23 protein-coding genes and 1 pseudogene are annotated in these 22,439 nt (G+C 62.4%); 19 read left to right on the top strand and 5 right to left on the bottom strand.

The window, feature by feature from the left end:
* Both BANT918_RS14365 and BANT918_RS14370 read left to right on the top strand, forming a co-directional pair.
* Positions 1 to 396, top strand: a 396-nt coding sequence (locus tag BANT918_RS14365) for a transposase (RefSeq protein WP_208618124.1), incomplete at its 5' end; no start/stop codon positions are given.
* A 113-nt stretch (positions 397 to 509) separates the two neighbouring features.
* On the top strand, positions 510 to 1,802 hold the full coding sequence (locus tag BANT918_RS14370; protein WP_233430519.1) for an MFS transporter: 1,293 nt from the start codon (positions 510 to 512) through the stop codon (positions 1,800 to 1,802).
* A gap of 26 nt (positions 1,803 to 1,828) precedes the next feature.
* On the opposite strand, the gene BANT918_RS14375 is transcribed toward BANT918_RS14370, so the two are convergent.
* Positions 1,829 to 2,725 carry an oxidoreductase gene (locus BANT918_RS14375; protein WP_101620907.1) on the bottom strand — a complete coding sequence of 299 codons (897 nt, stop codon included), beginning with the start codon at positions 2,723 to 2,725 and terminating at the stop codon, positions 1,829 to 1,831.
* A 131-nt stretch (positions 2,726 to 2,856) separates the two neighbouring features.
* Between BANT918_RS14375 and BANT918_RS14380 the strand changes: the two genes are divergently transcribed.
* Positions 2,857 to 3,864 (top strand): MDR family NADP-dependent oxidoreductase, encoded by a 1,008-nt coding sequence (locus tag BANT918_RS14380; protein WP_101620908.1) that lies wholly within the window; start codon positions 2,857 to 2,859, stop codon positions 3,862 to 3,864.
* Positions 3,865 to 4,019: 155 nt separating this feature from the next.
* On the opposite strand, the gene BANT918_RS17815 is transcribed toward BANT918_RS14380, so the two are convergent.
* Together BANT918_RS17815 and BANT918_RS17820 are read right to left on the bottom strand one after the other, a co-directional pair.
* Positions 4,020 to 4,481 carry a LysR substrate-binding domain-containing protein gene (locus BANT918_RS17815; RefSeq protein ID WP_233430528.1) on the bottom strand — a complete coding sequence of 154 codons (462 nt, stop codon included), beginning with the start codon at positions 4,479 to 4,481 and terminating at the stop codon, positions 4,020 to 4,022.
* On the bottom strand, positions 4,381 to 4,911 hold the full coding sequence (locus tag BANT918_RS17820) for a LysR family transcriptional regulator (RefSeq protein ID WP_233430521.1): 531 nt from the start codon (positions 4,909 to 4,911) through the stop codon (positions 4,381 to 4,383). The genes BANT918_RS17815 and BANT918_RS17820 overlap by 101 nt, the downstream gene beginning before the upstream one ends.
* Before the next feature lie 70 nt (positions 4,912 to 4,981).
* Between BANT918_RS17820 and BANT918_RS14390 the strand changes: the two genes are divergently transcribed.
* The 8 genes from BANT918_RS14390 to BANT918_RS14425 all read left to right on the top strand — a co-directional run bounded on the left by BANT918_RS14390 (position 4,982) and on the right by BANT918_RS14425 (position 12,838).
* Positions 4,982 to 6,025 (top strand): YeiH family protein, encoded by a 1,044-nt coding sequence (locus BANT918_RS14390; RefSeq protein ID WP_101620909.1) that lies wholly within the window; start codon positions 4,982 to 4,984, stop codon positions 6,023 to 6,025.
* Positions 6,026 to 6,303: 278 nt separating this feature from the next.
* Positions 6,304 to 7,422, top strand: coding sequence for an FUSC family protein (locus BANT918_RS14395; RefSeq protein WP_233430522.1), 1,119 nt, complete (start codon positions 6,304 to 6,306; stop codon positions 7,420 to 7,422).
* Positions 7,423 to 7,527: 105 nt separating this feature from the next.
* A complete protein-coding gene (locus BANT918_RS14400; protein WP_101620911.1) occupies positions 7,528 to 8,055 on the top strand; it encodes a Dps family protein in 528 nt (175 codons plus the stop codon).
* 247 nt (positions 8,056 to 8,302) lie between these two features.
* Positions 8,303 to 8,563, top strand: coding sequence for a hypothetical protein (locus tag BANT918_RS14405; protein WP_233429459.1), 261 nt, complete (start codon positions 8,303 to 8,305; stop codon positions 8,561 to 8,563).
* A 9-nt stretch (positions 8,564 to 8,572) separates the two neighbouring features.
* Complete coding sequence (locus BANT918_RS17825; protein WP_233429458.1) at positions 8,573 to 9,448, top strand: FHA domain-containing protein; 876 nt, start codon at positions 8,573 to 8,575, stop codon at positions 9,446 to 9,448.
* A gap of 110 nt (positions 9,449 to 9,558) precedes the next feature.
* Positions 9,559 to 10,023, top strand: coding sequence for an SRPBCC family protein (locus tag BANT918_RS14415; protein WP_101620912.1), 465 nt, complete (start codon positions 9,559 to 9,561; stop codon positions 10,021 to 10,023).
* A gap of 119 nt (positions 10,024 to 10,142) precedes the next feature.
* On the top strand, positions 10,143 to 11,234 hold the full coding sequence (locus tag BANT918_RS14420) for an AI-2E family transporter (protein ID WP_167389486.1): 1,092 nt from the start codon (positions 10,143 to 10,145) through the stop codon (positions 11,232 to 11,234).
* A gap of 392 nt (positions 11,235 to 11,626) precedes the next feature.
* Positions 11,627 to 12,838, top strand: a complete 1,212-nt coding sequence (locus BANT918_RS14425) for an NAD(P)-dependent malic enzyme (RefSeq protein WP_101620914.1) — start codon at positions 11,627 to 11,629, stop codon at positions 12,836 to 12,838.
* Between the two features lie 168 nt (positions 12,839 to 13,006).
* On the opposite strand, the gene BANT918_RS14430 is transcribed toward BANT918_RS14425, so the two are convergent.
* Both BANT918_RS14430 and BANT918_RS14435 read right to left on the bottom strand, forming a co-directional pair.
* Positions 13,007 to 14,080: an SPFH domain-containing protein gene (locus BANT918_RS14430; RefSeq protein WP_233429457.1), complete on the bottom strand. Its 1,074-nt coding sequence runs from the start codon at positions 14,078 to 14,080 to the stop codon at positions 13,007 to 13,009.
* Positions 14,081 to 14,182: 102 nt separating this feature from the next.
* Positions 14,183 to 14,809 carry a TetR/AcrR family transcriptional regulator gene (locus tag BANT918_RS14435; RefSeq protein WP_233430524.1) on the bottom strand — a complete coding sequence of 209 codons (627 nt, stop codon included), beginning with the start codon at positions 14,807 to 14,809 and terminating at the stop codon, positions 14,183 to 14,185.
* A gap of 130 nt (positions 14,810 to 14,939) precedes the next feature.
* Here BANT918_RS14435 and BANT918_RS14440 point away from each other — a divergent pair, with 130 nt between their 5' ends.
* The 8 genes and pseudogenes from BANT918_RS14440 (at position 14,940) to BANT918_RS14470 (ending at position 22,414) form a co-directional block, all read left to right on the top strand.
* Complete coding sequence (locus tag BANT918_RS14440) at positions 14,940 to 15,800, top strand: CoA transferase (RefSeq protein WP_101620916.1); 861 nt, start codon at positions 14,940 to 14,942, stop codon at positions 15,798 to 15,800.
* Positions 15,801 to 15,893: 93 nt separating this feature from the next.
* Entirely contained in the window at positions 15,894 to 17,048 is a 1,155-nt protein-coding gene (locus tag BANT918_RS14445) for an acyl-CoA dehydrogenase family protein (RefSeq protein ID WP_101620917.1), read from the top strand.
* 175 nt (positions 17,049 to 17,223) lie between these two features.
* The gene (gene nagB / locus BANT918_RS14450) at positions 17,224 to 18,006 is read left to right on the top strand and encodes a glucosamine-6-phosphate deaminase (protein WP_101620918.1); all 783 of its coding nucleotides are present in this window, start codon (positions 17,224 to 17,226) and stop codon (positions 18,004 to 18,006) included.
* Between the two features lie 180 nt (positions 18,007 to 18,186).
* Positions 18,187 to 18,291 (top strand): annotated as a pseudogene (locus BANT918_RS18165) (DUF2510 domain-containing protein); the annotation flags it as partial.
* Between the two features lie 18 nt (positions 18,292 to 18,309).
* Positions 18,310 to 19,803, top strand: a complete 1,494-nt coding sequence (locus tag BANT918_RS14455) for a DUF4041 domain-containing protein (RefSeq protein WP_418904423.1) — start codon at positions 18,310 to 18,312, stop codon at positions 19,801 to 19,803.
* 70 nt (positions 19,804 to 19,873) lie between these two features.
* Entirely contained in the window at positions 19,874 to 20,953 is a 1,080-nt protein-coding gene (locus BANT918_RS14460) for a glycosyltransferase family 2 protein (protein WP_101620920.1), read from the top strand.
* The gene (locus BANT918_RS14465; RefSeq protein WP_101620921.1) at positions 20,950 to 21,876 is read left to right on the top strand and encodes a hypothetical protein; all 927 of its coding nucleotides are present in this window, start codon (positions 20,950 to 20,952) and stop codon (positions 21,874 to 21,876) included. The genes BANT918_RS14460 and BANT918_RS14465 overlap by 4 nt, the downstream gene beginning before the upstream one ends.
* Before the next feature lie 76 nt (positions 21,877 to 21,952).
* The gene (locus BANT918_RS14470; RefSeq protein ID WP_101620922.1) at positions 21,953 to 22,414 is read left to right on the top strand and encodes a DUF3151 domain-containing protein; all 462 of its coding nucleotides are present in this window, start codon (positions 21,953 to 21,955) and stop codon (positions 22,412 to 22,414) included.
* Positions 22,415 to 22,439 lie beyond the last annotated feature (25 nt).

Raw genomic sequence — 22,439 nt, forward strand, 5'->3', positions numbered from 1 at the left:
CAGACCACAGCCGAGTCCGTCATTGCCCAGTACAAGCAAGTCGCTGAGAGTCTGCGGGCGTCGTTTCCCGCCATCGCCGACATGCTCGATGCTGCGCTACCGGACTTGACGGCGTTCGCGTCTATGCCGCGGGAGCATTGGCAGAAGATCTGGTCGAATAACCCGATCGAGCGGTTGAACCGGGAGATCAAACGCCGTGCTGATGTCGTTCAGATCTTTCCGAACCGGGAGTCGGTGACTCGGTTGATCGGGGCCGTGTTGCAGGAGCAGCACGAGGAATGGCAGTACGGTGAGCGACGCTATTTGTCGGAGATCTCGATGCGCAAACTCGTGACGGTGTTGCATGGGCAGGCCGAGGTCGACCCGGTCGGGGTGGTGATGCCACTGACCGCGTGATTCGTAGCCCGACCCCGCTGCTTAATACCAAGTTAAAGGAACTACCGAAGAACACCACGAAAAGGGACTTGACCGCCGCATGGTCGTCATGGCTGGGCAGCTCGCTGGAGTACATGGATTTCACCCTCTACACCCTGGCCTCGGCTTTGGTCTTCGGACCGCTCTTCTTTCCCAACGAAACGCCTGCCGTTGCACTGATCGCCAGCCTCGGCGTCTATGGGTCAGGGTTCGTCGTCCGACCGATCGGCGGGTACATCTTCGGACGCGTCGGTGACAAACACGGGCGTCGAATCGTCCTCATCACCACCCTGTCCATGATGGGCATTGCCACCATGGGAATCGGGCTCCTGCCCACCTATGCTCAGATCGGAGTCTGGGCCCCGGCCTTCCTGGTCGTGCTGCGCCTCGTCCAGGGATTCGGAGCCGGAGCCGAACTGGCAGGAGCCTCTGTGCTCCTCGTCGAATCGGCACCGGTTCGACGGCGCGGACTCTTCGGGGCCATCGTCGCGATGGGCACCAACAGCGGAATCTTCCTGGCCACGGTGCTGTGGACACTGCTGACGCTGCTGCCCGATGATGACTTCCTCAGCTGGGGCTGGCGAGTTCCGTTCCTGCTCAGCATCATCACGACCTTCGTGGCGCTGGCCATTCGCACCAAGGTCAAGGAATCTCCCGTGTTCGAGGAAGCCAAGGAACGGCGTGCCGCTCTCAGCGCTGCCGAGGTGGAGCAGCCGAGCATCCTGGTCGAGGCCAGGCGTTCGACGAAGTCGTTCCTGCTCGCCCTCGGCATTCGGATGGGAGAGAACTCCGCGGTGTACCTGGTCAAGGGCTTCATGGTGGGTTGGGTCGTGACCACGACCGGCACGGACTCCTCTGTTGTCACCACGGGGATCATGATCGGAACCATCATCGGCTTCGCCACCGTGCCATTCTTCGGCAAGCTCAGCGACAAGGTGGGCCGGCGACCGGTCTTCTTGGCCTTCACCGTCTTCCAGATCCTCTTCGCCGTGCCGGCCATGCTGCTCATCGACACCGGCAGCCCGGTCCTCATCGCCTGCGTCTTCGCCATCTTCGTCGGTGGTCCACTGCCGAATATGTACGGAGTCGAATCAAGCTGGTTGGTCGAACTCTTCGGATCCACACACCGGTACACCTTCATGACCACGATCAAGGAGATCGGCTCCGTCGTCTCCGGCGGGCTGGCCCCAGTCATCGCGGCGGGTCTTGTCGCCGTGATCACAGACTCCTGGTGGCCTGTCGCGGTGGTGCTCATCCTGTTCGCCGGCTGCGGACTGCTGGGTGCCTACTTCGCGCCGGAGACCCGAGGGCGTGACCTGACCACCGAGGCGGACGCGGTTGATGACCAGGTTGAACACGTGGACAGGACTGCGGCAACCGTCAGATGAACTGTTGGAGTACGCGTCGGCGGAGCCTATTCCACGTCGAGGCCGAAGCCGATACCTGTGAGTTCTTCGGAGACTTCCCATAGCCGGCGGGCCACGGTGAGGTCACTGGCTTCCGCCGACCGGCCGACCAGGGTGGGGGAGCCACGGAGTTCACCGCGTCCGTCCGGGCCGATGTAGCTGGCTCCCGGGAGATCATGGGTCGACGCATACAACGTGGGCAGTGCCGCGTGCTCACTGGTTTGAGCGAAGAGTCGCCCCGCGGCCGTCGCCGCGGCGACGAGAACTCGCGGTTGCCCCTGGGTGCCGAGCTTCGTCGCCGCATAGCCGGGGTGGGAAGCCAAGGAGCGAACGCTCGAACCGGCCTGCCGCAGACGACGTTCGAGCTCGAGGGTGAAGAGCAGATTGGCCAGCTTCGACTGGCCGTAGGACGCAGCGAATCCGTACCTGCGCTGGCGCAGGGCCAAATCGTCGAAATGGATCTCGCCTGCTCTGTGCGCGCCGGAGGCTACCGTGACCACCCGATCGGTGAGGTGGGGCAGGAGGAGATTTGTCAGAGCGAAGTGGCCCAGGTGGTTGGTGCCGAACTGCAGATCGAATCCGTCCTTGGTCCGAGCCCCACGAAGCCCTGCCACTCCGGCATTGTTGACGAGAATGTCGAGCGGAGCGTGCCAGGCCTGTGTGAACGATCTGATCGAGGACAGGTCGGCGAGGTCGAGTTCTCTCACCTCGGTGCTCCCATCCAGGGACCGAGCGGCTGCCTGCCCGCGTTGCGTGTCACGTACGGCCAAGATGACATGCGCTCCGGCCCTCGTGAACGCCGCCGCGGTCGCCGCGCCGACTCCACTGCTGGCGCCGGTGACGACCACCGTACGACCCTCCAGGGAGGGCATATCATCTGCGGTCCACCGATACTTCACCATCATCCGAGACTACTCGCCCCTCCTCGGCGGACGCGGTTTCAGGCCTGCGTGTACAGGACTTCTCCCGCAGCGGCTCCGGCAGCAGTCCCCGCGGCCAAGCGAACGGGGCTTCCGGTGAGGCATAGGCTGTGGCCATGGACGCATACGAAGTACAGCTGGCCAGCTACCCTGACGGCGGCATCGAGGCGAAGAACTTCAGGGTCGAACCGGTGGCCGTCCCGGAGCTGCGTGACGGTCAAGTGAAGGTGCGGCTGCGCAGGCTGGGGCTCAACGCCGGGCTCGCCAACCGGATCGGTGGCCCGGACACCACCTATGGGCCGGGCATCAATCCGGGAGATGTGCCAGGCAGCGACGGCGTGATGGAGATCCTCGAATCCCGCAGCCAGTCATTTGAACCAGGCGACCTCGCCGTTGGGAAGACGCAGTGGCGCAGCATCGACGTCACCGATGCGCCGCAGCTGCGCCGCATCCCTGCATCCGAGGCCGATGTTCCACTGGAAACGCACCTGACGGTGCTCGGACATGTCGGCTTCACCGCATACACAGGGTTGAGACGTTTCGGTGATCTGCGAGCCGAAGACATCGTCTATGTGTCCGGAGCTGCGGGAGGAGTGGGCAGCTGCGCCGTCCAGTTCGCCAAGGCCGTCGGAGCCACAGTCATCGGCAGTGCCGGCACAGCCGAAAAGGTCAGACTTCTGCGCGAGTTGGGAGTCGATGCGGCCATCAACCACCATGATGGGCCGGCACTGGATCTGCTTCGGCAGGCCGCACCGGATGGAATCGATCTGTTCTATGACAATGTAGGCGGAGAACAGTTGGAAGCCGCACTGGAGGCACTGCGCTTCCGCGGACGCATCGTGATCTGCGGGGCCGCCTCACAATACGGGAAAGGCAGTGACCGCCAAGGACCGGCGAACTACCAGCGAATGATCTTCGGGCAGCTGACCATGCGCGGCTTCGACGTGAGTTCGAACGAGGACCTGCGCCAGGACTACGAAGCGGCCGTTGCCAGTTGGCTGAGTGAGGGAAAGGTCCGCAGCCTGCACACACTCAACACGGGCTTCAGCCAGACCCCCGAGGCCTTCGCCTCACTGCTTTCCGGCGGCAATCAGGGCCGCATGATCGTCGACTGCGACAGCTGACTAGGTTGAGACTCCACATCGGGAAGACACAAACCGCATTGGTGAAGGCAGAAAGACAACTGGTGCTGCCTCTGAGGCGTTCTGTCTCGATTTCTGCACGCTGACGTCGGGTGCGACGGCAGAACTTGCACTCTGCACAGCAGTCGACAGAGGTCTCACCGGGCCGCGATCTCGACGAGCTCGGCGAGTGCTCCCACGGGGATTCTGGCTCCGGACCACACCGCGGTCAGCGGGCGCCGGGGCACGGTGATGTCGAGAGGCACCTGCAGCACCTCGCCTGTGGCCAGTTGGCTGGCCACAGCAAGCTGACTGAGCACCGCGGGACCCGCTCCGGAGGCCACGCCTGTGCGCACCGCAGTGTTGCTGTGCAGCACCTGGGCAGGCGGAACGGGATCGCAGCCGACGAGCATCTGCTCGAGAGCCTCCCGGGTTCCCGAGCCGCGTTCACGCACGATGAGTGGGGTGCGTGCCAATTCTTCGAGGCTGAGTCTGCCGCTGAGCTCTGCCCACGGGTGGTCAGAGGAGACGATGACGACGAGTTCGTCCTCGGCGACGACGCTGGCATTGATGCCGACCGGCAGTTGGGGGGGTCTCGACGAACCCCAGGTCGATCTCAGAGAGTTTGATCTTCGCGATGACCTCACTCGAATTGAGCACCTCGAGCGTGGTCCGGGCCTGGGGGACCTCGCGTCGCCACTGCGCCATCCAGCGAGGCAGGAGGCTTTCGGCCACGGTCATGCTCGCGGCCACTCGGATGTCTTCGACGCGGCGGTCGTCGTCGGCCCGGAGAGTCGAATCGAAGGCATGAGCCTGAGCGAGCAGCGCCTGCGCCGCGGTCAGGACGGTCGCACCGCGGGCCGTGAGCTGTGATCCCCGAGGTCCGCGCTGGAGCAGCGTGGTTCCCGCCGCCGCTTCGAGCTGCCGCATCAGCTTGCTGGCATTCGGCTGAGCCATACCGACCCGCCTGGCACCGCTGCCGATGCTGCCCGCCTCGGCGATGGCGACGAAGAGCTCGAGCGTCGGCAGATCGGGAAACGATGGGGGCATATGCCAATCATATGCCCCCATAGTCGAGCAACGTCTACTCAGACTGTGCGTCAGATGAGAATCTGTTGATATGAGCACACGCACCGATCATCCCAGCGCAGAGACCTCAGCGCCGCCGCATATTCTCCGCACCTATGCACCGGGCTTGGGGGTCTGCCTCGTTGCCGTCGCCATCGCGATGGGCGTCAACCACTTCTTCACCGGGCTCAGCCCACTCATCGTCGCGATCGTCCTCGGCATCCTCACGACCAACCTCGTGCGACTGCCCGAAGCCACGTCTCCCGGCATCACCTTCGCCTCGAAGAAGCTCCTGCGGGTGGGCATCGTGTTCCTCGGTCTCCAGCTCGTCCTCGGTGACATCGTGTCGCTGGGGGCCCCGATGCTCATTGTCATCATCTGCATCGTCGCGGGCGGGATCTTCGGCACCGTGCTTCTCGGCAAGCTGCTGAAGATGCGGTCGGGCCAGACCCTGCTCATCGCCTGCGGATTCTCCATCTGCGGTGCCGCCGCGGTGGCAGGTGTGGAAGGCGTCACCGATTCCGATGAAGAGGACGTCGTGACCGCAGTCGCGCTCGTCGTCATCTTCGGCACCCTGATGATCCCCCTCGTTCCACTCGTCGGGGGAGCGCTCGGATTGAGCGCCGAGCTCAACGGACTGTGGGCCGGAGGCTCGATCCATGAGATCGCTCAGGTCGTCGCGGCCGGCGGTGTCATCGGCGGCGGAGCACTTGCGGTGGCCGTCATCGTCAAGCTCGCCCGAGTCCTCATGCTGGCTCCGGTCGTCGCCGTTCTCAGCCTCATGCAGCGACGCAAGACCAAGTCCGAGGGGACCGACACCGGCACACGTCCACCCATCGTGCCGCTGTTCATCATCGCCTTCCTCGCGTTGGTCATCCTGCGCTCGAGCGTCGATCTGCCCGAGGTGGTGCTGTCGACGGGACACTTCATCCAGACCGCCCTGCTGGCCGCTGCGATGTTCGGCCTCGGTTGCGGAGTCAAGATCCGCAACCTCATCCGGGTCGGACTCCGACCCTTCGTCCTCGCCTCACTGTCGACCATCCTCGTCGCGGGCATCGCCCTGGCCGGCATCGTGCTCGTCCACCCAGCCGGCTGAAAGCAGATCACTCCTGCGGGCCTAGAACTCATCACAGACCATCCTGGTCGGGGTCGACGGGGTCGCGGCTCTTCGCCACGCTGCCGGTCTGGCAGGCAGCCTCGGCGCGTCTGCTGGTGATCGGCACTCGCGGGCACTGCGAATCACTGCGGGTTCGGGCAGACGACGCAGCCGAGACCGCGATATGTCACGATGGGCATCGTTGGGCTGGCTGCTCTCCTGCGGGCATGTGTGCGGGACACACCGGCTCTGAGTTGTCCAGCAGAGGAGAGAGCACAGTGGCCCACAGCATTTCACAGCGGATCAAGGACTTCATCCGCCGCCCGGAGTTCCTCACCGACCTGCTCCAGGTCGTCAAGAGTGTGCTTGCGGCCACGCTTGCATGGTGGCTCTCAACCGCTGTGCTCAAATCCGAGATGGCCTTCCTGGCGCCATGGACGGCGTTGCTGACGGTTCACGCCACGGTGTATCGGTCGCTCTCGCGGGGAGTCCAGTCGACGGTGGCTTCGACGATCGGGGTGGGAATCTCCTTTCTCATCGGCAACTTCCTGGGCGTGAGCCTCTGGACGTTTGCGCTGGCGCTGTTCGTGGGTTTGGCCGGAGCCCGCCTGACCTGGATTCGGGATGAAGGTGTGGCGATAGCCACGACAGCGATCTTCATCCTCGGCTCTGGCTTCGACTCCCAGCAGCCGCTGCTCACAGACCGGCTGCTCGAGCTTATTCTCGGTGTGGCAGTCGGACTCGCGGTCAACCTCATCGTCATTCCGCCGGTGCGCGACCAGCAGGCCGTGCGCTACATCGACAGCATCAACCGGCAGATGGGTGATGTTCTCAGCGACATGGCGACTGAGTTCAGCCAGTCATGGAACACCGACCAGGCAGAGAACTGGTTCAACGAGACCGAATCGATGAGCCAGGAGCTGAATTCGGCATGGCAGTCGGTGCGCTTCGCCCGAGAGAGCCGCCGTATCAACCCGCGCATCGTACTTCCGCGCAGTTCTCACCGGGGGCACCAGGTGAACGCCGGTCCCGCGGAGCCAGAGAGCTACGAGAGCATTCTGAAGAGGGTCGATGAAGGGATCTCCCATCTGCGGAACCTGGCGCGGACCCTGCGCGAGGCCAGTTATGCCGAAGGCGAATGGGACACTCGGTTCCGCGAGCAGTGGACGGAGATCGTTGCCGACGCCGGGCGCTCCATCGCCGATCCTGACGCAGAGGTTGAACCGGTCTACGATCGGTTGGAGAAGCTGGCCGTCGACCTCTCCGACGACCAGCTGCTGCCGAAGGCATCCTGGCCGCTCTACGGCTCCCTCATCACGGGCCTGCGCCACATCGTCGTCATCGTCGACGATGTGGCTTCGGCGCGAGAAGCCAGGGAGACCGAGCGCCGGAAGTAGCAGTGCGTGCTTTTAGGGGGTTGATAGTCCTGAGGCATCCGATACCCTGAAGAAACAGGGAGTCATTGCTGGCTCCCTTCTTCGAAATTCTAGGAGGAACCAGTCATGGTTGACACCGTAGGAGTCCCGCAGTCTGCAGGAGCCAAGACCACGAAGACCGAGAATGCCGAGCACGGATTCGAGGCATCACCGTCGTTGGCCAAGAACCTTCAGACCGTGCTGGTCGATTTCATCGCCCTGCAGCTCGTCGGAAAACAAGCCCACTGGAACGTCGTGGGGCCCAACTTCCGGGACCTGCACCTCAACCTCGACGAGGTGGTGAGCATCGCCCGTGAAGGCGCCGACACTATCGCTGAGCGGATGCGTGCGCTCCATGCCACAGCAGACGGCCGTCCTGCAGTCGTCGCCGAACAGACCGCACTTCCGGAATTCCCCGCCGGGGAGGTGCACACCCACGACGCGATCGACCTCGCGGTGCGCGCCGTCGAAACGACCGTGGCCACGATGCGTGGAGTCCACGACGAGGTCGACGAAGTCGATCCGACGACTGCTGATATCTTCCACGATTTCATCGGACAACTGGAACAGCAGGCGTGGTTCCTCAGCGCGGAGACCCGTCAACCGTCGAACTGAGTGCATCGGCTGAGCTTTCGCCGGCGACTTTCTTCACTGCGAGTCGCCGGCGAACCTCATTCATCACCCGCATCTTTGGACTCGTCAGTTCTCGTGATGGTCATAGGGGCGACGTATGAGAGCGCGAGTTTCGCGTGCTTCGCGGCCCTTTGAGGTCAGGTTCAGTCGTCTTGTGGCAATCGCATCACAGGACTAGTGTTGAGCTTCACCGGAGGCAGAAGCTTTTCCGGGAGCGAAGGAGCTCAACATGGACAGCAATACGCCGCGTGAAACACCTACGGACGAGATGTCGGGCCCTGACCCTCGTTCGATCGGAGACTGGTCAGACCTCGGGCGTGAGATGTGGTCGTATCTGACTGGTCGTCAAGCCACGGTCAGTTATGCCTTCGACGACATGGTCATCGAAGTTCCGCGCGACATAGGACCCGATGCGCCCCGGGCCACATGGCGGATCAATGGGACTATCCGAGTCACGACAAGTGACAACTCCGTATCTGACATCTCCTAGGGTGCTGCGATGATCACCGTCGACGCTGAGCTCAGCATCTCTCTCGATGAGGAGGCCGGGGATCTGCCCTTCGACATCAACGTAACCGGTGCAGGATCAACACTGACAGTCCACATCAGTGATCCCACCCGCCTGCCTGCTGGTGACCGAAGTCGCCTCCAGGATCTGGCGACCTTCGCCGGTTCATTGGCCGACGAGGGCGCCCGTGTGCAGGTCGTCGGACCTGATGGTCTGATCATAGAATTCGGCGCAGTGAACGCAGGCATGATCGGGCGCATCTTCTCCGGATCGTCACATATCCGACTGGGTTCTCCTGAGGTTCGTAGGGCCCTGGGGCTTCGGTCCTCAAAAAAAGCGACACTGCCGATTCCTCCAATCGCTCCGATGCTCCGGCCTCTGCTGCCAATGATCCGACGCGGCAGCCACTCGCCCGTGACGACGACTCACTACGCGCGGGGGGCAGGGCGCCCGCGACTGATTTTCACTCGTGAAGCCGATGTCTGGGACGGATCCCCGCCGGGAATCTTCGAGCTCACAAGCGATGTCATACTCCTAGGCTCTGCTCCGAGCTGCGATCTGGTTCTGCCCGGTCTGGCCGAGGTTCACGCAGAGATCCGACATGATGACGATGACGAGTATGTCGTCTTCCCGCGCGAACCGATCGGCGGGGGAGCCCAGGATCCGGCGCTCGAGGCGACAGCAGGGCGGGTTCTGCGTACAGGAGCACGCCTGACCATCGGAAAATGGCGTTTGGCGTTCTTCCGGGAGGAGTATGCGGACCATGGGAGACCATACGGCGGTCGACAAGGTGGCGAACTCTCCCAGCAGCGTCGTCAGCCGCCGCGCAACGAGATCATGGGCAATCGCTCGGACCACCGCACCTGACTGGCCCGCTGCCCCTTCAAACCCACATTGCATAGTCGGCCCGGCACCTTGAGCACAGCCACAGGGGCAGGACCGAGAAGACGAGTTTCGCACGATGAGAGGTCAAGGCTATGACGGATGCGAGCATCACAGCATCGAGGATCATCGATGCGTCATCGGATGCCATCTTCGATGTGCTCTCCAACCCGGAGAAACACGCACAGATCGATGGTTCTGGCATGGTGCAATCCGATGAGAAGACAGATCGCATCACTGCGGTCGGGCAGGTCTTCACGATGAACATGTTCTGGGACAAACTGGGTGGCGACTACAGAACGGACAACCACGTCGTCGGCTTCGACGAGAACAAGCTGTTGGCGTGGAAGACCGCTGACAGTGGGCAGGAGCCTGCAGGGTGGGAATGGGTCTGGGAGCTCGAACCTCAGGGACCTGACTCAACGAATGTCTCGGTGACGTATGACTGGAGCTCGGTCACGGACAAGGACGTTCTGAAGACGATCAGCTTTCCTGTGGTCGAACAGGAATCACTCGAGGAGTCGTTGGGCAATCTGGCCTCCGCAGTCTCGCAGGTCTGATCCGTCGGCGGCTGCGGCACCACTGGGATCGAATGAGGGAGTGTGGGTGACCTATGGCGGGAGGAGAGCAGGTTCCATCTCCGAAGAACAGAGATGATCCCATTCCTGAAGGTCTGAAGGTGGGCGCTCGCTTCACTGGTTATCTGCTGGTGATCATCGCAGGCCTCACCGTCGCGGGTTTCATCGCGTTCCAGCTGTCAGAGATCGTCATCCCCTTCTTGGCCGGGCTGATCCTCTCCGCTCTCCTGGTTCCGATGTCGTCGTTCCTGCAGCGTCATCGTTGGCCGAAATGGTTGGCCGTGATCACGGTGTGGGTGATTGTTCTCGGCGCCCTGGCCGGGTTGATCTTCCTCATCGTCTATCAGGTCAAGAACGAACTCTCCTCAATCCAGGATCAGGTGGGCGTATCGCTTGAAGCCGGGCAGAAGTTTCTCGCGAGCGAACCTTTCGGATTGACCGATCAGAAAGTCAACGAGTTCATTGCTTCCTCGGGCCAATGGCTCCAAGATCATGCGGCGGGTCTGCAGTCGGGAGCTGCGGAGGTCGGATCCACCGCCGCCCATATCGTTGAAGGCATCCTCATCGTCTTGTTCGTGACCCTCTTCGCGCTGATCGACGGCAGAGGAATCTGGTCCTGGGCGGTGCACATCTGGCCGGCCAAATCGCATTCGCGAATCGAAGCAGCCGGAGAAGCCGGGTGGAAGACCCTGTCGAACTTCATCAGAATCCAGCTTGTGGTGGCCGCCACCGACGCCGTCGGAATCGGAGTGGGCGCGCTGATCCTCGGTGTGCCGTTGGCCGTTCCCATCGCAACCGTCGTGTTCCTGGGTGCCTTCGTCCCCTTCGTCGGAGCCATCGTCGGCGGCGTCTTCGCGGTCGGGCTGGCGCTGCTGTTCAACGGGTGGATCCATGCTCTGATCATGCTCGGAATCGTGATCCTGGTGCAGCAGATCGAAAGTCACGTCCTCCACCCGCTGCTGACCGGTTCAAGGGTGAAGATCCACCCCCTGGCGGTGATCCTCGGCGTGACCGCAGGGGCAGCCATGGCCGGCATCGCCGGGGCATTCTTCGCGGTGCCTGTCATTGCGACACTGAATGCGATGGTCCGCGCTGCCCGGCATCACATCGACGACCCCGCAGTGGTGACACCTCAGATGGCGAGTGGAGACGATGACGGGGCTCATCATTGTGATGACGATGCCTCTGAGTGATTGCAGAAGAACTTCCCTGCCGGGCGCAGGACTTCATTGTCGTCAAAGGTCTTCAAAACATGCCACCTGAGCGGTCGGCAACCTCGGCGAAATCGTTGATTTCAGGTGATCTGCCCTGGGTGATGAGCTATGCTGGCGAGGTTGCACGACGTGACCTATGAGGTCAGAGCTCGCCTTTATGCGAGTCGGTCTTGCCCTGCGCGCCCTTGGTTCGTCCTTCACAAAGGATGTGATCCACGTACTGCGCAGACGTCACCGCCACATCCTTGCTGGTGACTGCTCTTCGATTCGACCGCTGCCAGATATGCCCCGTGGTACGGCACTGCGGTTTGACGAACACTGATGACGGCCTCGGCGCGAAGCCTGCCGTCACACGACCACGAGGATCCATTATGACGACACTGCCCGATGCTTCCACCACGACCGATTCCACACCGACCCGGCTGCCGGCCATCACCGACGAGGAGATCTTCTCCGCCCACGAGGGCGGCAAACTCTCTGCCGAGCTCACTCGACCGCTGGAAACGCAGCGCGATCTCTCGATCGCCTACACCCCAGGTGTCGCCAAGGTCTGCACCGCCATCAAGGACACGCCGGAACTGGCTCGGACCCACACCTGGACGGGCCGCCTCGTCGCTGTCGTCTCCGATGGCTCAGCCGTACTAGGGCTCGGCGACATCGGGGCGAAGGCCTCCCTGCCGGTCATGGAGGGCAAGTGCGCCCTGTTCAAACGCTTCTCCGGCCTCGACGCGATCCCGATCGTCCTCGACACGAATGATGTCGACGAGATCGTCGAGACCCTGGTGCGTCTGCGCCCCTCCTTCGGCGCCGTCAACCTCGAAGACATCTCGGCTCCGCGCTGCTTCGAAGTCGAAGAGCGGGTCAAAGCCGCCCTCGACATTCCCGTCATGCATGACGATCAGCACGGAACCGCGATCGTCGTGCTCGCCGCGCTGACGAATGCGCTGCGCGTGGTGGACAAGTCGTTCACATCGATCAAGGTCGTTCTCTCCGGCGCAGGCGCTGCCGGAGTGGCCGTGGCCAAGATCCTCGGGGACGCGGGAGTCGAGAATGTCATCGTCCTCGACTCCAAGGGCATCATCGATTCCCAGCGCTCTGATCTGACTGCGACGAAGGAATGGATTGCGTCGAATACGAACCCGGGAGGCATCTCTGGTGGAATCGACACTGCTCTCGACGGTGCGGACGTGTTCATCGGAGTCTCCGGCGGCACCATCGACGAGGAGCACCTGCCGCAGATGGCCGACGACGCGATCATCTTCGCACTGTCGAACCCGAACCCGGAGATCATCCCGGACATCGCCTCGAAGTACGCGACAGTGGTGGCCACGGGCCGCAGCGACTTCCCGAACCAGATCAACAACGTCCTCGCCTTCCCCGGCATCTTCCGCGGGGCGCTGGACTCAGGTGCCACCGACATCACTGACGCGATGAAGCTGTCCGCGGCGCGTGCCATTGCCGATCTGGTCGGCGACGACCTGGCGCCGGACTATATTGTGCCCGGAGCCCTCGATGCTCGAGTGGCACCGGCCGTTGCCGATGCCGTCGAAAGTGCCGCACACGCCCAGGGTGTGGTTCGGTAGCAGCTCTCCACTGTCCTTGAGCATCGAGGCCAGAGTGTGGCGTTCCATGCGTCCGTCGCCGGGGCCGCTGCCTCCAGGTATGCGAACGGGCGCCAGCACGATATTTCGCGCTGGCGCCCGTTTCGCGGTCGCAGGACCGCGGCTAGGAGATGCTCTGAGGCGCTCGGCTCAGGAGTCGTGGGTCGTCGGACCCTCTCGATCAGCCCTGGTCCCGTGTGCAGCCCGATCCTTCGCCGCCTTGGCGTCGTTCGCTGCTGTCTTCGAGACTGCATATCCGTAGGACTGGGGGCCGGATTCGCCCTCAAGGCCCACGGTGTTTGCGGCGTCCTCAGACGCATTGGCCGCGAACAGGGCGGTCCTGATCTCGCTCCCGATCTCACCGAGTCCGCCGGGATTTGAGGGCATGAACAGCACATTCGAGCGACCTTCTTGGGCCACGTTCTGCATGGTGTCGAAGTACTGGGTCATCATGAGCAGCTGCTCGGCGGTTTTGTCGATGCCCACCTCTTGCAGCTTGGAGTACTGTTCGGCGATGCCTTGGGCAATGGCCTTTCGCTGGGCGGCCACACCCTCACCGTGCAGGCGCATCGCCTCGGATTCTGCCTGAGCCTGGGTGACTCGCTTGATCTTGTCGGCCTCCGCCAGGGACTGCGCCGCCACCCGATCGCGCTGTGCGGCATTGATCGAGTTCATGGAATCGCGGACCTTGGAGTCCGGGGTGATGTCGGTGACCAGTGTGCTCACGATCTTGAACCCGTACCGGCGCATCGACTCCGAGAGGCGACGTTCGACGTTCTCAGCGATGTCGTCCTTCGATTCGAAGGCCGTGTCCAGGGTCAGGCCCGAGAGTGCGGAGCGCACGGTGTCGAAGACATAGGATCTGATCTGCTCCTCGGAATTCGCCAGCTTGTAGTAGGCGTCGGTGACGTTGTCTTCCTCGACGACATACTGCACGGCCACAGGGACGGTGACGAACACGTTGTCACTCGTCTTCGACTCAATATTCACCTCGAGCTGCTGGACGCGCAGCGAGATCGGCTTGCTGATGGTTTCGACGAGAGGCATTTTGAAGCTCAGGCCCGGTTTTGCGACCTTCTTGAACTTGCCGAATCGTTCGACTATGACGTTCTCCTGCGTCTTGACGGTGAAGAACATGCTGGTCCTCAGCTTGCCGAACAGCAGTACGGCGAGGACGATGACGATGACCACGATAGTGATGAGGCTACCGGTGAGGATTTCCATGGCTGCTCCGAGCTCGTGTAGGTATGCTGCCGATCACAACATCTGTTGCTGACCCACTCTAGTGGTCATGGAGCCTGCGGTGTGAGGATGAGGCCGCACGGCTCATTGCGCGGTCTTGATCTCGACCTTCAGTTCCGGGTGCGTGGCCGGGCGTTCGTCCTCGGGGAACGAATCGACGATCTGATCGACGAGCGGCTGCAGGAACAGCCTGCCGAGTTGGCGCACCATGACCGTCACAACCTGCTCTACCCGATCGCGACTGGAAGAGGCCTGCCCCGCGTTGCGCATCGCCTCGACGCTTTCCCGGGACAGTGATGCCAGGCGAGAGATGAGGGTTCCTTCGGTGGGCAGCTCCAGAACCTGCCGGCGCAGGTAACCGACGACGAGGGGGTTGTCCTGAAGCATCTGAGCCACGCTCGCATCGCGGATCGTGACGTCTGCGACCCCGTCGGTGGACCGGGTGTCGGCACGGTCGAGAGCCGCGGTGAAGAGCTCGACTATCCAGGCCTCGACCCCCTCTCGGGTGCCCTCCTTCGATCCGAAATAATGGCCGATGAGGCCGATGGCGACCCCGGCCTCGGAGGCAATGGCGCGCAAGGGCGTGCCAGCGAACCCTTTGACCGCGAACTGATGGAGGGCGGCATTGCGGATGCGGGCACGACTCGTGAGGTCCTCATGTGCGGCTTCCTCGAAGCCGCTGTCGTCAGTCGCCGCCATTTCACCAGTCACAGTCTCGTTCCGTCCTTGTCCTCAGTCACCGGCAATTCTCGCATGCGATCCGTTGAACAATCTTTCAATACATTATACAGTTGTTCAAAAGCGGTGAACGATCCGTCGGTGTGCAACGGGAGGCAACTCAATGAACGACCATGAACCACTGGCCGGCATGACGGTCATCAACCTTGCGATCAATCTGCCCGGGCCTCTCGCCGCGGCGCGGCTCTCGGCCCTCGGGGCGCGGGTCATCAAGGTCGAGCCGCCGGCGGGCGATCCGGTCGCACAAGTTGCTCCCGAGTACTACAAAGAATTGTCTGCGGGACACGAAGTCGTCACGATCAACCTCAAGGACGATGCTGGGATCGGGCAGCTCGACGAACTCGCCGCCGATGCCGATATCCTCATCACCGCGATGCGACCGCGAGCTGCGCAGGGGCTCGGACTCCCCGGCATCGTCGAACGCTATGGGCTCGTCCATGTCGAGATCGTCGGGTTCGCCGGAGATCGGGCGGACGTCCCCGGACACGACCTCACCTACCAAGCAGCCCACGGAACGCTCATTCCGGGCACCACGCCAACCATCCCCGTCGCCGACATCGTCGGCGGCGAGAGCGCCGCGACCGCCGCGCTGGCCGGTCTGCGCCTGCGTGAATCGCAGACGGAGGGGGCGAGGACTGGCGTCGTCAGGCGCGTCGTGCTCGATGACGCCGCAGCCTGGGCCGCAGGCCCGGCCCGTCATGGGCTCACCTCACCGGGAGGACTGCTGGGCGGAGGATCCCCGTTCTACCGGACCTACGACACAGCAGACGGAGCAATCGCAGTCGGCTGCGTCGAACCGGCCTTCGCCAAAGCACTGGCGCAGCAGGTCGGCAGCGACCACGACACGCTCGAGAAGGCATTCGCGGCCAAGCCCACCAGCGAGTGGATGGAACTCGCCCAGGCCCACGATCTGCCCTTCGAACCCGTGACCATGGCCACATCGACAACTGCATTGCCCAACTGAGCGCGAGGCTGCGCGAGGACGAGGCGGGCGAGCCCCGCTGAGCCAGACCACTTAACTCGAACGACGCCAAACCAACTACACAGAGGAGTGACAATGATTCTCGACGGATACCGCGGTACCTGGGAAACACAGGAAACAGACGATCTGCGCGAACTCGTGCGCAACTTCATGAACAAGGAGATCGTGCCCAATCAGCACACGTTCATCGAAGACCACCAGGTCGACCGCGAACTGTGGAACCGGGCCGGGGACGCGGGGCTGCTCTGCATCTCCATTCCCGAAGAATACGGTGGAGGTGGCGGCACCTTCGCCCATGAGGCGATCATCCTCCAGGAGCAGGGATTCGCCGGCGATGCGGCCTGGGGCAACAGCGTCCACTCCACGATCATCGCCCACTACATCAATGCCTTCGGCACCGAAGAGCAGAAGAAGCGGTGGCTGCCGGGCATGGCCACAGGCGAACTGGTCGCAGCGATCGCGATGACCGAACCCGGCACCGGATCGGACCTGCAGAGTGTGAAGACGAAGGCTGTCCGCGATGGCGATGAGTACGTCATCAACGGCTCGAAGACCTTCATCTCCAACGGCACCCACTGCGACATCGTCGTCATCGTCGCCCGCACGAGCGAGGACGCCGGGGCCAAGGGGGTCTCCCTCATCGTCGCCGAGGTTGCCGATCTTCCGGGATTCTCCCGCGGGCGCGTCCTCGACAAGGTTGGCCAGCGCGGTCAAGACACCAGGGAACTGTTCTTCGAAGATATGCGCGTACCCGTCGACAACGTCCTCGGCGGGGTCGAAGGACGCGGATTCATCCAGCTCATGCAGCAGCTGCCGCAGGAGCGCATAGCGCTGGCTGTGGCCGGTGCGACGACGGCCGAGGCCGCCGTGCGTGAGGCGACTGCCTATGCGAAGGAGCGTGAAGCATTCGGGCAGCCGATCATCAAGTTCCAGAACACGAAGTTCGTCCTCGCCGAATGCGCGACGGAGGCGTTCTCCACCAGGACGTTCGTCGACCATCTCACTCAGCTCCACATTGATGGAAAGCTGACGACCGAGCAGGCCTCGGCCGGTAAGTACTGGGCGACGGATGCGCAGTCCAATGTCATCGACCGCTGCCTGCAGATATTCGGCGGATATGGGTACATGCTCGAATACCCGATCGCCCGCATGTATGCCGATGCCCGGGTGCAGAAGATCTACGGCGGCACGAACGAGATCATGAAGGAACTCATCTCCCGCGGGCTCTGAGCCAAGGGGAGCCTTCGCGGAGGAACTGTCTTTCCGCGTCTCGAGCCCACGGCCCCGTCGCATCCTGATATTCGCTCGCAGGTCATCACCGGTTTGGTGGACAATGGCGTGGAACCCGAGAGAGCCAGGACGTCGAGGGAACCTGGACGCCGAGAGAACAGAGAGCTGAGAAACGATGGAAGTCATCATCTCCGACGACCAGGAACTGGCAACGCTGGTAGCGGATGCCATCGAGAGGCTTCTGGGAAGCGAAACAGCGCCTGTGCTGGGCTTGGCAACCGGATCGAGTCCGCTCAGCGTCTATGACGAACTGGTTCGACGTCACGAACACAACGGGTTGACGTTTTCCAACGTCCGCGGATTCATGCTCGACGAATACGTCGGGCTGCCAGAATCACACCCGCAGAGCTATCGCAATGTCATCGACGCCGAATTCGTCTCTCGCGTCGATTTCCGCGAAGGCGCTGTGCAGGGGCCAGACGGAACGGCCGCGGACCTCGTTGCGGCGTCGTCGGACTATGACCGTGCGATCACCGAGGCGGGAGGAATTGACCTGCAGATCCTCGGCATCGGCACGGATGGTCACGTGGCCTTCAACGAGCCCGGTTCGTCCTTGTCCTCGCGTACCCGCATCAAGTCCTTGGCCGACCAGACGCGGGTGGACAACGCCCGCTTCTTCGGTGGCGATGTCGACCAGGTGCCCAGGCACTGCCTGACGCAGGGCCTCGGCACGATCATGGAGGCTCGACACCTCTTGCTCATCGCCACCGGCGGCCATAAGGCAGAGGCCGTTCATCAGATGGTCGAAGGCTCGATCTCATCGATGTGGCCGGCAACAGTGCTGCAGATGCATCCGCACGTCACCGTCCTCGTCGACGACCCTGCCGCGTCGCGGCTGCAGCTGGGTGACTACTACCGGCAGACCTACGCGAACAAGCTCGACAGAGAGAGGCTCTGAAGTGCAACCTGAACCGGTGCCTGATCCCAGGGTCTGAATCAGCAGAATTTTGGTACATTGGTTCGTCTGTTAACAGCTCACCTGTGGAATCAAGCGCGATGTGATGGCAATCGGGGCAGAGGCAGCCTTCAGCTTTCGCCAAGCGGAAGGCCGAGGCCGATTTTGTGCTTAGATTGTTGCATGAGTAGTGTGCCCCCACCTGGCTGGTATGTCGATCCGGGAAATAACACCATGGTCAGATGGTTTGACGGTGTGCGGTGGACACCTCACGCGCAGCCACGGCAGCCTCAGCAACCCCCGAACTTGCAGCAGCCACTGCAACCACAACAGCCATCGAACGCCCGGCCACCAACAGATACCCAGCAGCCAGCGAATGTGGGCCGGCCTCGACCGACCGAAGAACCGGCACGCCAAGAGCAGGAGCAGGAGCAGCCCCACCCCGAGCGCAGCGGCGCGGCGGAAGCCACGAACGAAAAGATCGGGCTCTTCAATGGCAAACGACGTGCTCAGGAACTGCAAGAAGAACTCGATGAGCTCAATCGTTGGATTCGAGACAACAAGATAGACGGAGTCATCAGTGCTCAGCAGATGCAGCGGGAGACCGTCGATCGAACTGAGCAGATCGAGCAATTGCATCAGAGAGAAGTCACAGCTCTCAAATCTGAACTAGAAGCTGCGCAAAGGTCGCTGGAATCGACTCGAGGGCTCATCTCCGATGAGCAGAAGCGACTCGTTGACATCCGAGCTGAAGCAGAGGTCCAGGAATTCGGATTGTTTGATTTCGAGCATCCGGCTGAGATCTCTGTCCAGATTTCTGCGGATCTGGAACAAGCCCGTACCCGCTACAAAAGCATGGTTCGGTCGAATTCGGCGACCACGGTGACCAGCGGTTTCACCTTCAACAATTCGACAAGTCAGGGTAGTCGCTTTCTCAAAAATATGTCGAAGCTCTTGCTCCGTGCCTATAACGCCGAAGCGGAGAACGCGGTGAAGTCGGCAAAGGCCGGAAACCTTGAGTCATGTACAAAACGCCTGTCGAAGGCTCGTGAACAGGTCGAACGCAATGGTCAAATGATAGACCTGCATATTGTGGAGGAATACCACCGATTGAGGTTGTCGGAAATTGAACTGGCCAATCGACATCTGCAAGTCAAAGCCCGGGAAAAGGAGCTTGAACGAGAGCGTCGTGCGCAACTCCGGGAAGAGAAAAAGGCGGAGGCTGAGTTCAAAGCCAAACGTTCCGATTTGCTGAAAGAGCAGATGCACTACCAGAACCTCGCCGATGCAATGCGCGATCGCGGTGACTCTGAAGGTCTGGAGCGTGCGCTGTCCCAGCTACATGATGTTGAGCATTCGATCGCCGACGTCGATTATCGCGCTGCGAATACAAGGGCCGGGTACGTCTATGTCATTTCCAATGTCGGATCATTCGGGAAAAACGTCGTCAAGATCGGCATGACACGACGATTGGACCCAATGGACCGAGTACGCGAACTAGGCGACGCATCAGTACCCTTTACGTTTGACGTTCACGCCCTCTTCTTCTCGAGTGACGCGGTCGGCATCGAGGCGATGCTGCATCGCACGTTTTCGCCTGAGCGGATCAATCGAATCAATCTTCGACGTGAGTACTTCGCAGTCACACCTGAGCAGGTATTGTCAGCGCTGCAAGACCAGAAGGTCGAGGTCGTGGAGTACACCCTCGATGCTCCGGCCGAACAGTATCGGCAAAGCATCGTGATCAGGGACAAACAGTCAGAGTCATCCGAAGACACAACCGTCCGACGCGGGCTTTGAACGCGAGAGCGCCCCGATCCTGATCGGACCCTTGAAGCTGAGTCCTGGTCGATATGGGAAGATTGAAGACGTGTCGAAAATTCTTGAGATCCTGACCCCGGAGGGCCTGCCGCCCCTGGCCGAACGCCCCGGGGTCTCCTTCATCATGCCGGTCCTCAACGAGGCCGAGCACATTGCCAAAGCGATCACCACGATCCTGGCCCAGGACTATGACGGGGACAAGGAAATCGTCCTCGCGCTCGGGCCCTCGACCGACGACACGAACCGCATCATCGCGGACATGGCAGCGCAGGACTCGCGGATCCAGACCGTCGACAATCCGCAGGCAGCCACGCCGATCGGACTCAACCTCGCCATCGCCGCCACCCACCACCCGGTGATCATCCGCGTCGACGCCCACTCCGGGCTGGGCACAGACTACACGAAGCAGGCTATCGACACCCTGCGCCGGACCAAGGCCGCCAACTGCGGCGGGCTCATGCTCGCCCGCGGCCGGACCTCCTTCCAGAAGGCCGTCGCCCGCGCCTACATGTCACCGGTCGGACTCGGCGGTCCTGCCTACCACTCCGGTGACGAAGCAGGCGAGGCCGAGTCGGCCTACCTCGGTGTGTACCGACGTGAGGTCTTTACCCACCTCGGCGGGTTCGATGAAGGCATCAAGCGCGGACAGGATTGGGAACTCAACCTGCGGATCCGCACCTCCGGGGGCCGAATCTGGTTCAACCCGGACATGGAGGTCACCTACTGGCCGCGGGATTCCTGGTCGAAGATCGCCCAGCAGTTCTGGGCCACCGGGATCTGGCGCGCCGAGCTCATCCGCCGCTACGGATCGCAGAACTCGATACGTTACTTCGCGCCACCGGTGCTTGTTCTCGGGATGGGCGCCAGCGTCATCGAAGCCCTTCTGCAGATGACCGGTACGACGAGGACTTGGCCCAAATTCCTGCGCCGCTTCACCTCTCTGGTCCACGTGCCCAGCCTGGGATACGTCTCGGGAATACTCGCGACCGCCTCGGCGGCCAAGGACTGTGGTCGACGCGAACGTGCCTGGTTCGGACTCATTCTGCCCACCATGCATCTGTGCTGGGGCGCCGGCTTCCTTCGGGGCCTGATCACCGGCGCCGGATCGACGAAGGACGGCAGCCGTTGAGCAAGAAGAAACGCCGCTACGGTCGCAGCGAACGTGACCAGAACAGTCGGGCCCAAGCAGGCGGGGAACAGCCTGTCGATGAAACGCTCGAGAGCGAACGCGCTCCTGTGCCCGAGCGTCCGACACCGAAGAAATTCAACGCACCGCTGTGGGCCGGCATCATCGTCGTCATCGCTGTCGTCGCCGTGCTCGGGTTCAACATGTTCGGCAGCAAGGACCACCTGACCGTGGACTCGCTCAACAAGCCTGCGGTCGCCGCCCTCGACGGCGGTTCCGAGGTCTACCCGGCGAACTCCAAACTCGCCTTCACCGAGAACACGAAGTTCGGCTACCTGCCCGCACCGACCCTGTCGGAACTGGGCGATGGCACCATTGTCGCCGCGGACCCGAAGACCGCGCCCAAGGAGATGGAGCTCAAGGACGACCTGCCGTCACTCGATCGTGATTCGTTCCTGGACCAGACCATCAAGCCCCCGCGTAAGAACACCGCACCCGGCGAACCCATCACCTGGGACCAGATGGTCGATGAGATGGCTGGAGCCACTGTGCTCATGCCCCTGATCGAATCGCCCGAGGTGGCGACCCCGGTACTGAAGAAGATCGCCGAGGCCGACATTGCCGAATCGGTGATCGTGCGGACCGACGACGCTGAGGTTGCCAAGGCAGCATCCGACGCGAAGGTGGCTGTGATGTTCACCGGTGACTATTCCTCGAGCTCGCCCGAGGGCTTGGAGAAGTCGGGCTACAGTATGGTGGCCGTCGCACCCGATGCGGTGAGCACCTGGACCGAGTCGGATCTCAAGGTCTGGGTCACAGGAGTCAAGGATGAGAAACAGCTCAAGGAACTCGCTGATGCTGGGATCTTCGGGGCCCTGAGCACCAACCCGTACACGATTCAACCCTCAGACGTGAAGTCCAACTGACCCTGCACAACCGCCGGGGACAGCCTCGGTGAGCGAACAACCACACACTGCACTCGACCAACGATCAGGAGATGACATGACACAGCCCATCGGCAACCCATCACACATCGGAAACCTCGACGCCACACAGCTGGGCCCACAGCCGACCTACCTGCCCGACGACCACGCCGACGTGGAGGCGAAGAAGCGCCTCGAGGCCGGCGAGGAACCGATCGACATCGCCGCCGGTCTGCCTGCCTCGTCATTGGCCTGGGCGATCCTGGCCGATGAAGCTCACGGTGAGGGCCGCCTCGTCGACTCCTATGCCTATGCTCGCGTCGGCTACCACCGTGGCCTCGATTCCCTGCGCGCCGCCGGGTGGCGCGGTGCCGGACCGATCCCGTGGAAGCACGAGATCAACCGCGGATTCCTGCGCGCGCTCAACGCCCTGGGTCGCGCCGCTGGTGCGATCGGCGAGGGTGAAGAGGCTGCTCGGATCGAAGAATTCCTGCGCTCATCCGACCCTGACGCTATCGATGCGATTGCGGCGGGGGAGTAGGGGCGTCGAAAACGCAGCCTTGAGC

Origin of the sequence: Brevibacterium antiquum CNRZ 918 (assembly GCF_900169145.1) — a bacterium.
Taxonomy (GTDB): domain Bacteria; phylum Actinomycetota; class Actinomycetes; order Actinomycetales; family Brevibacteriaceae; genus Brevibacterium; species Brevibacterium koreense.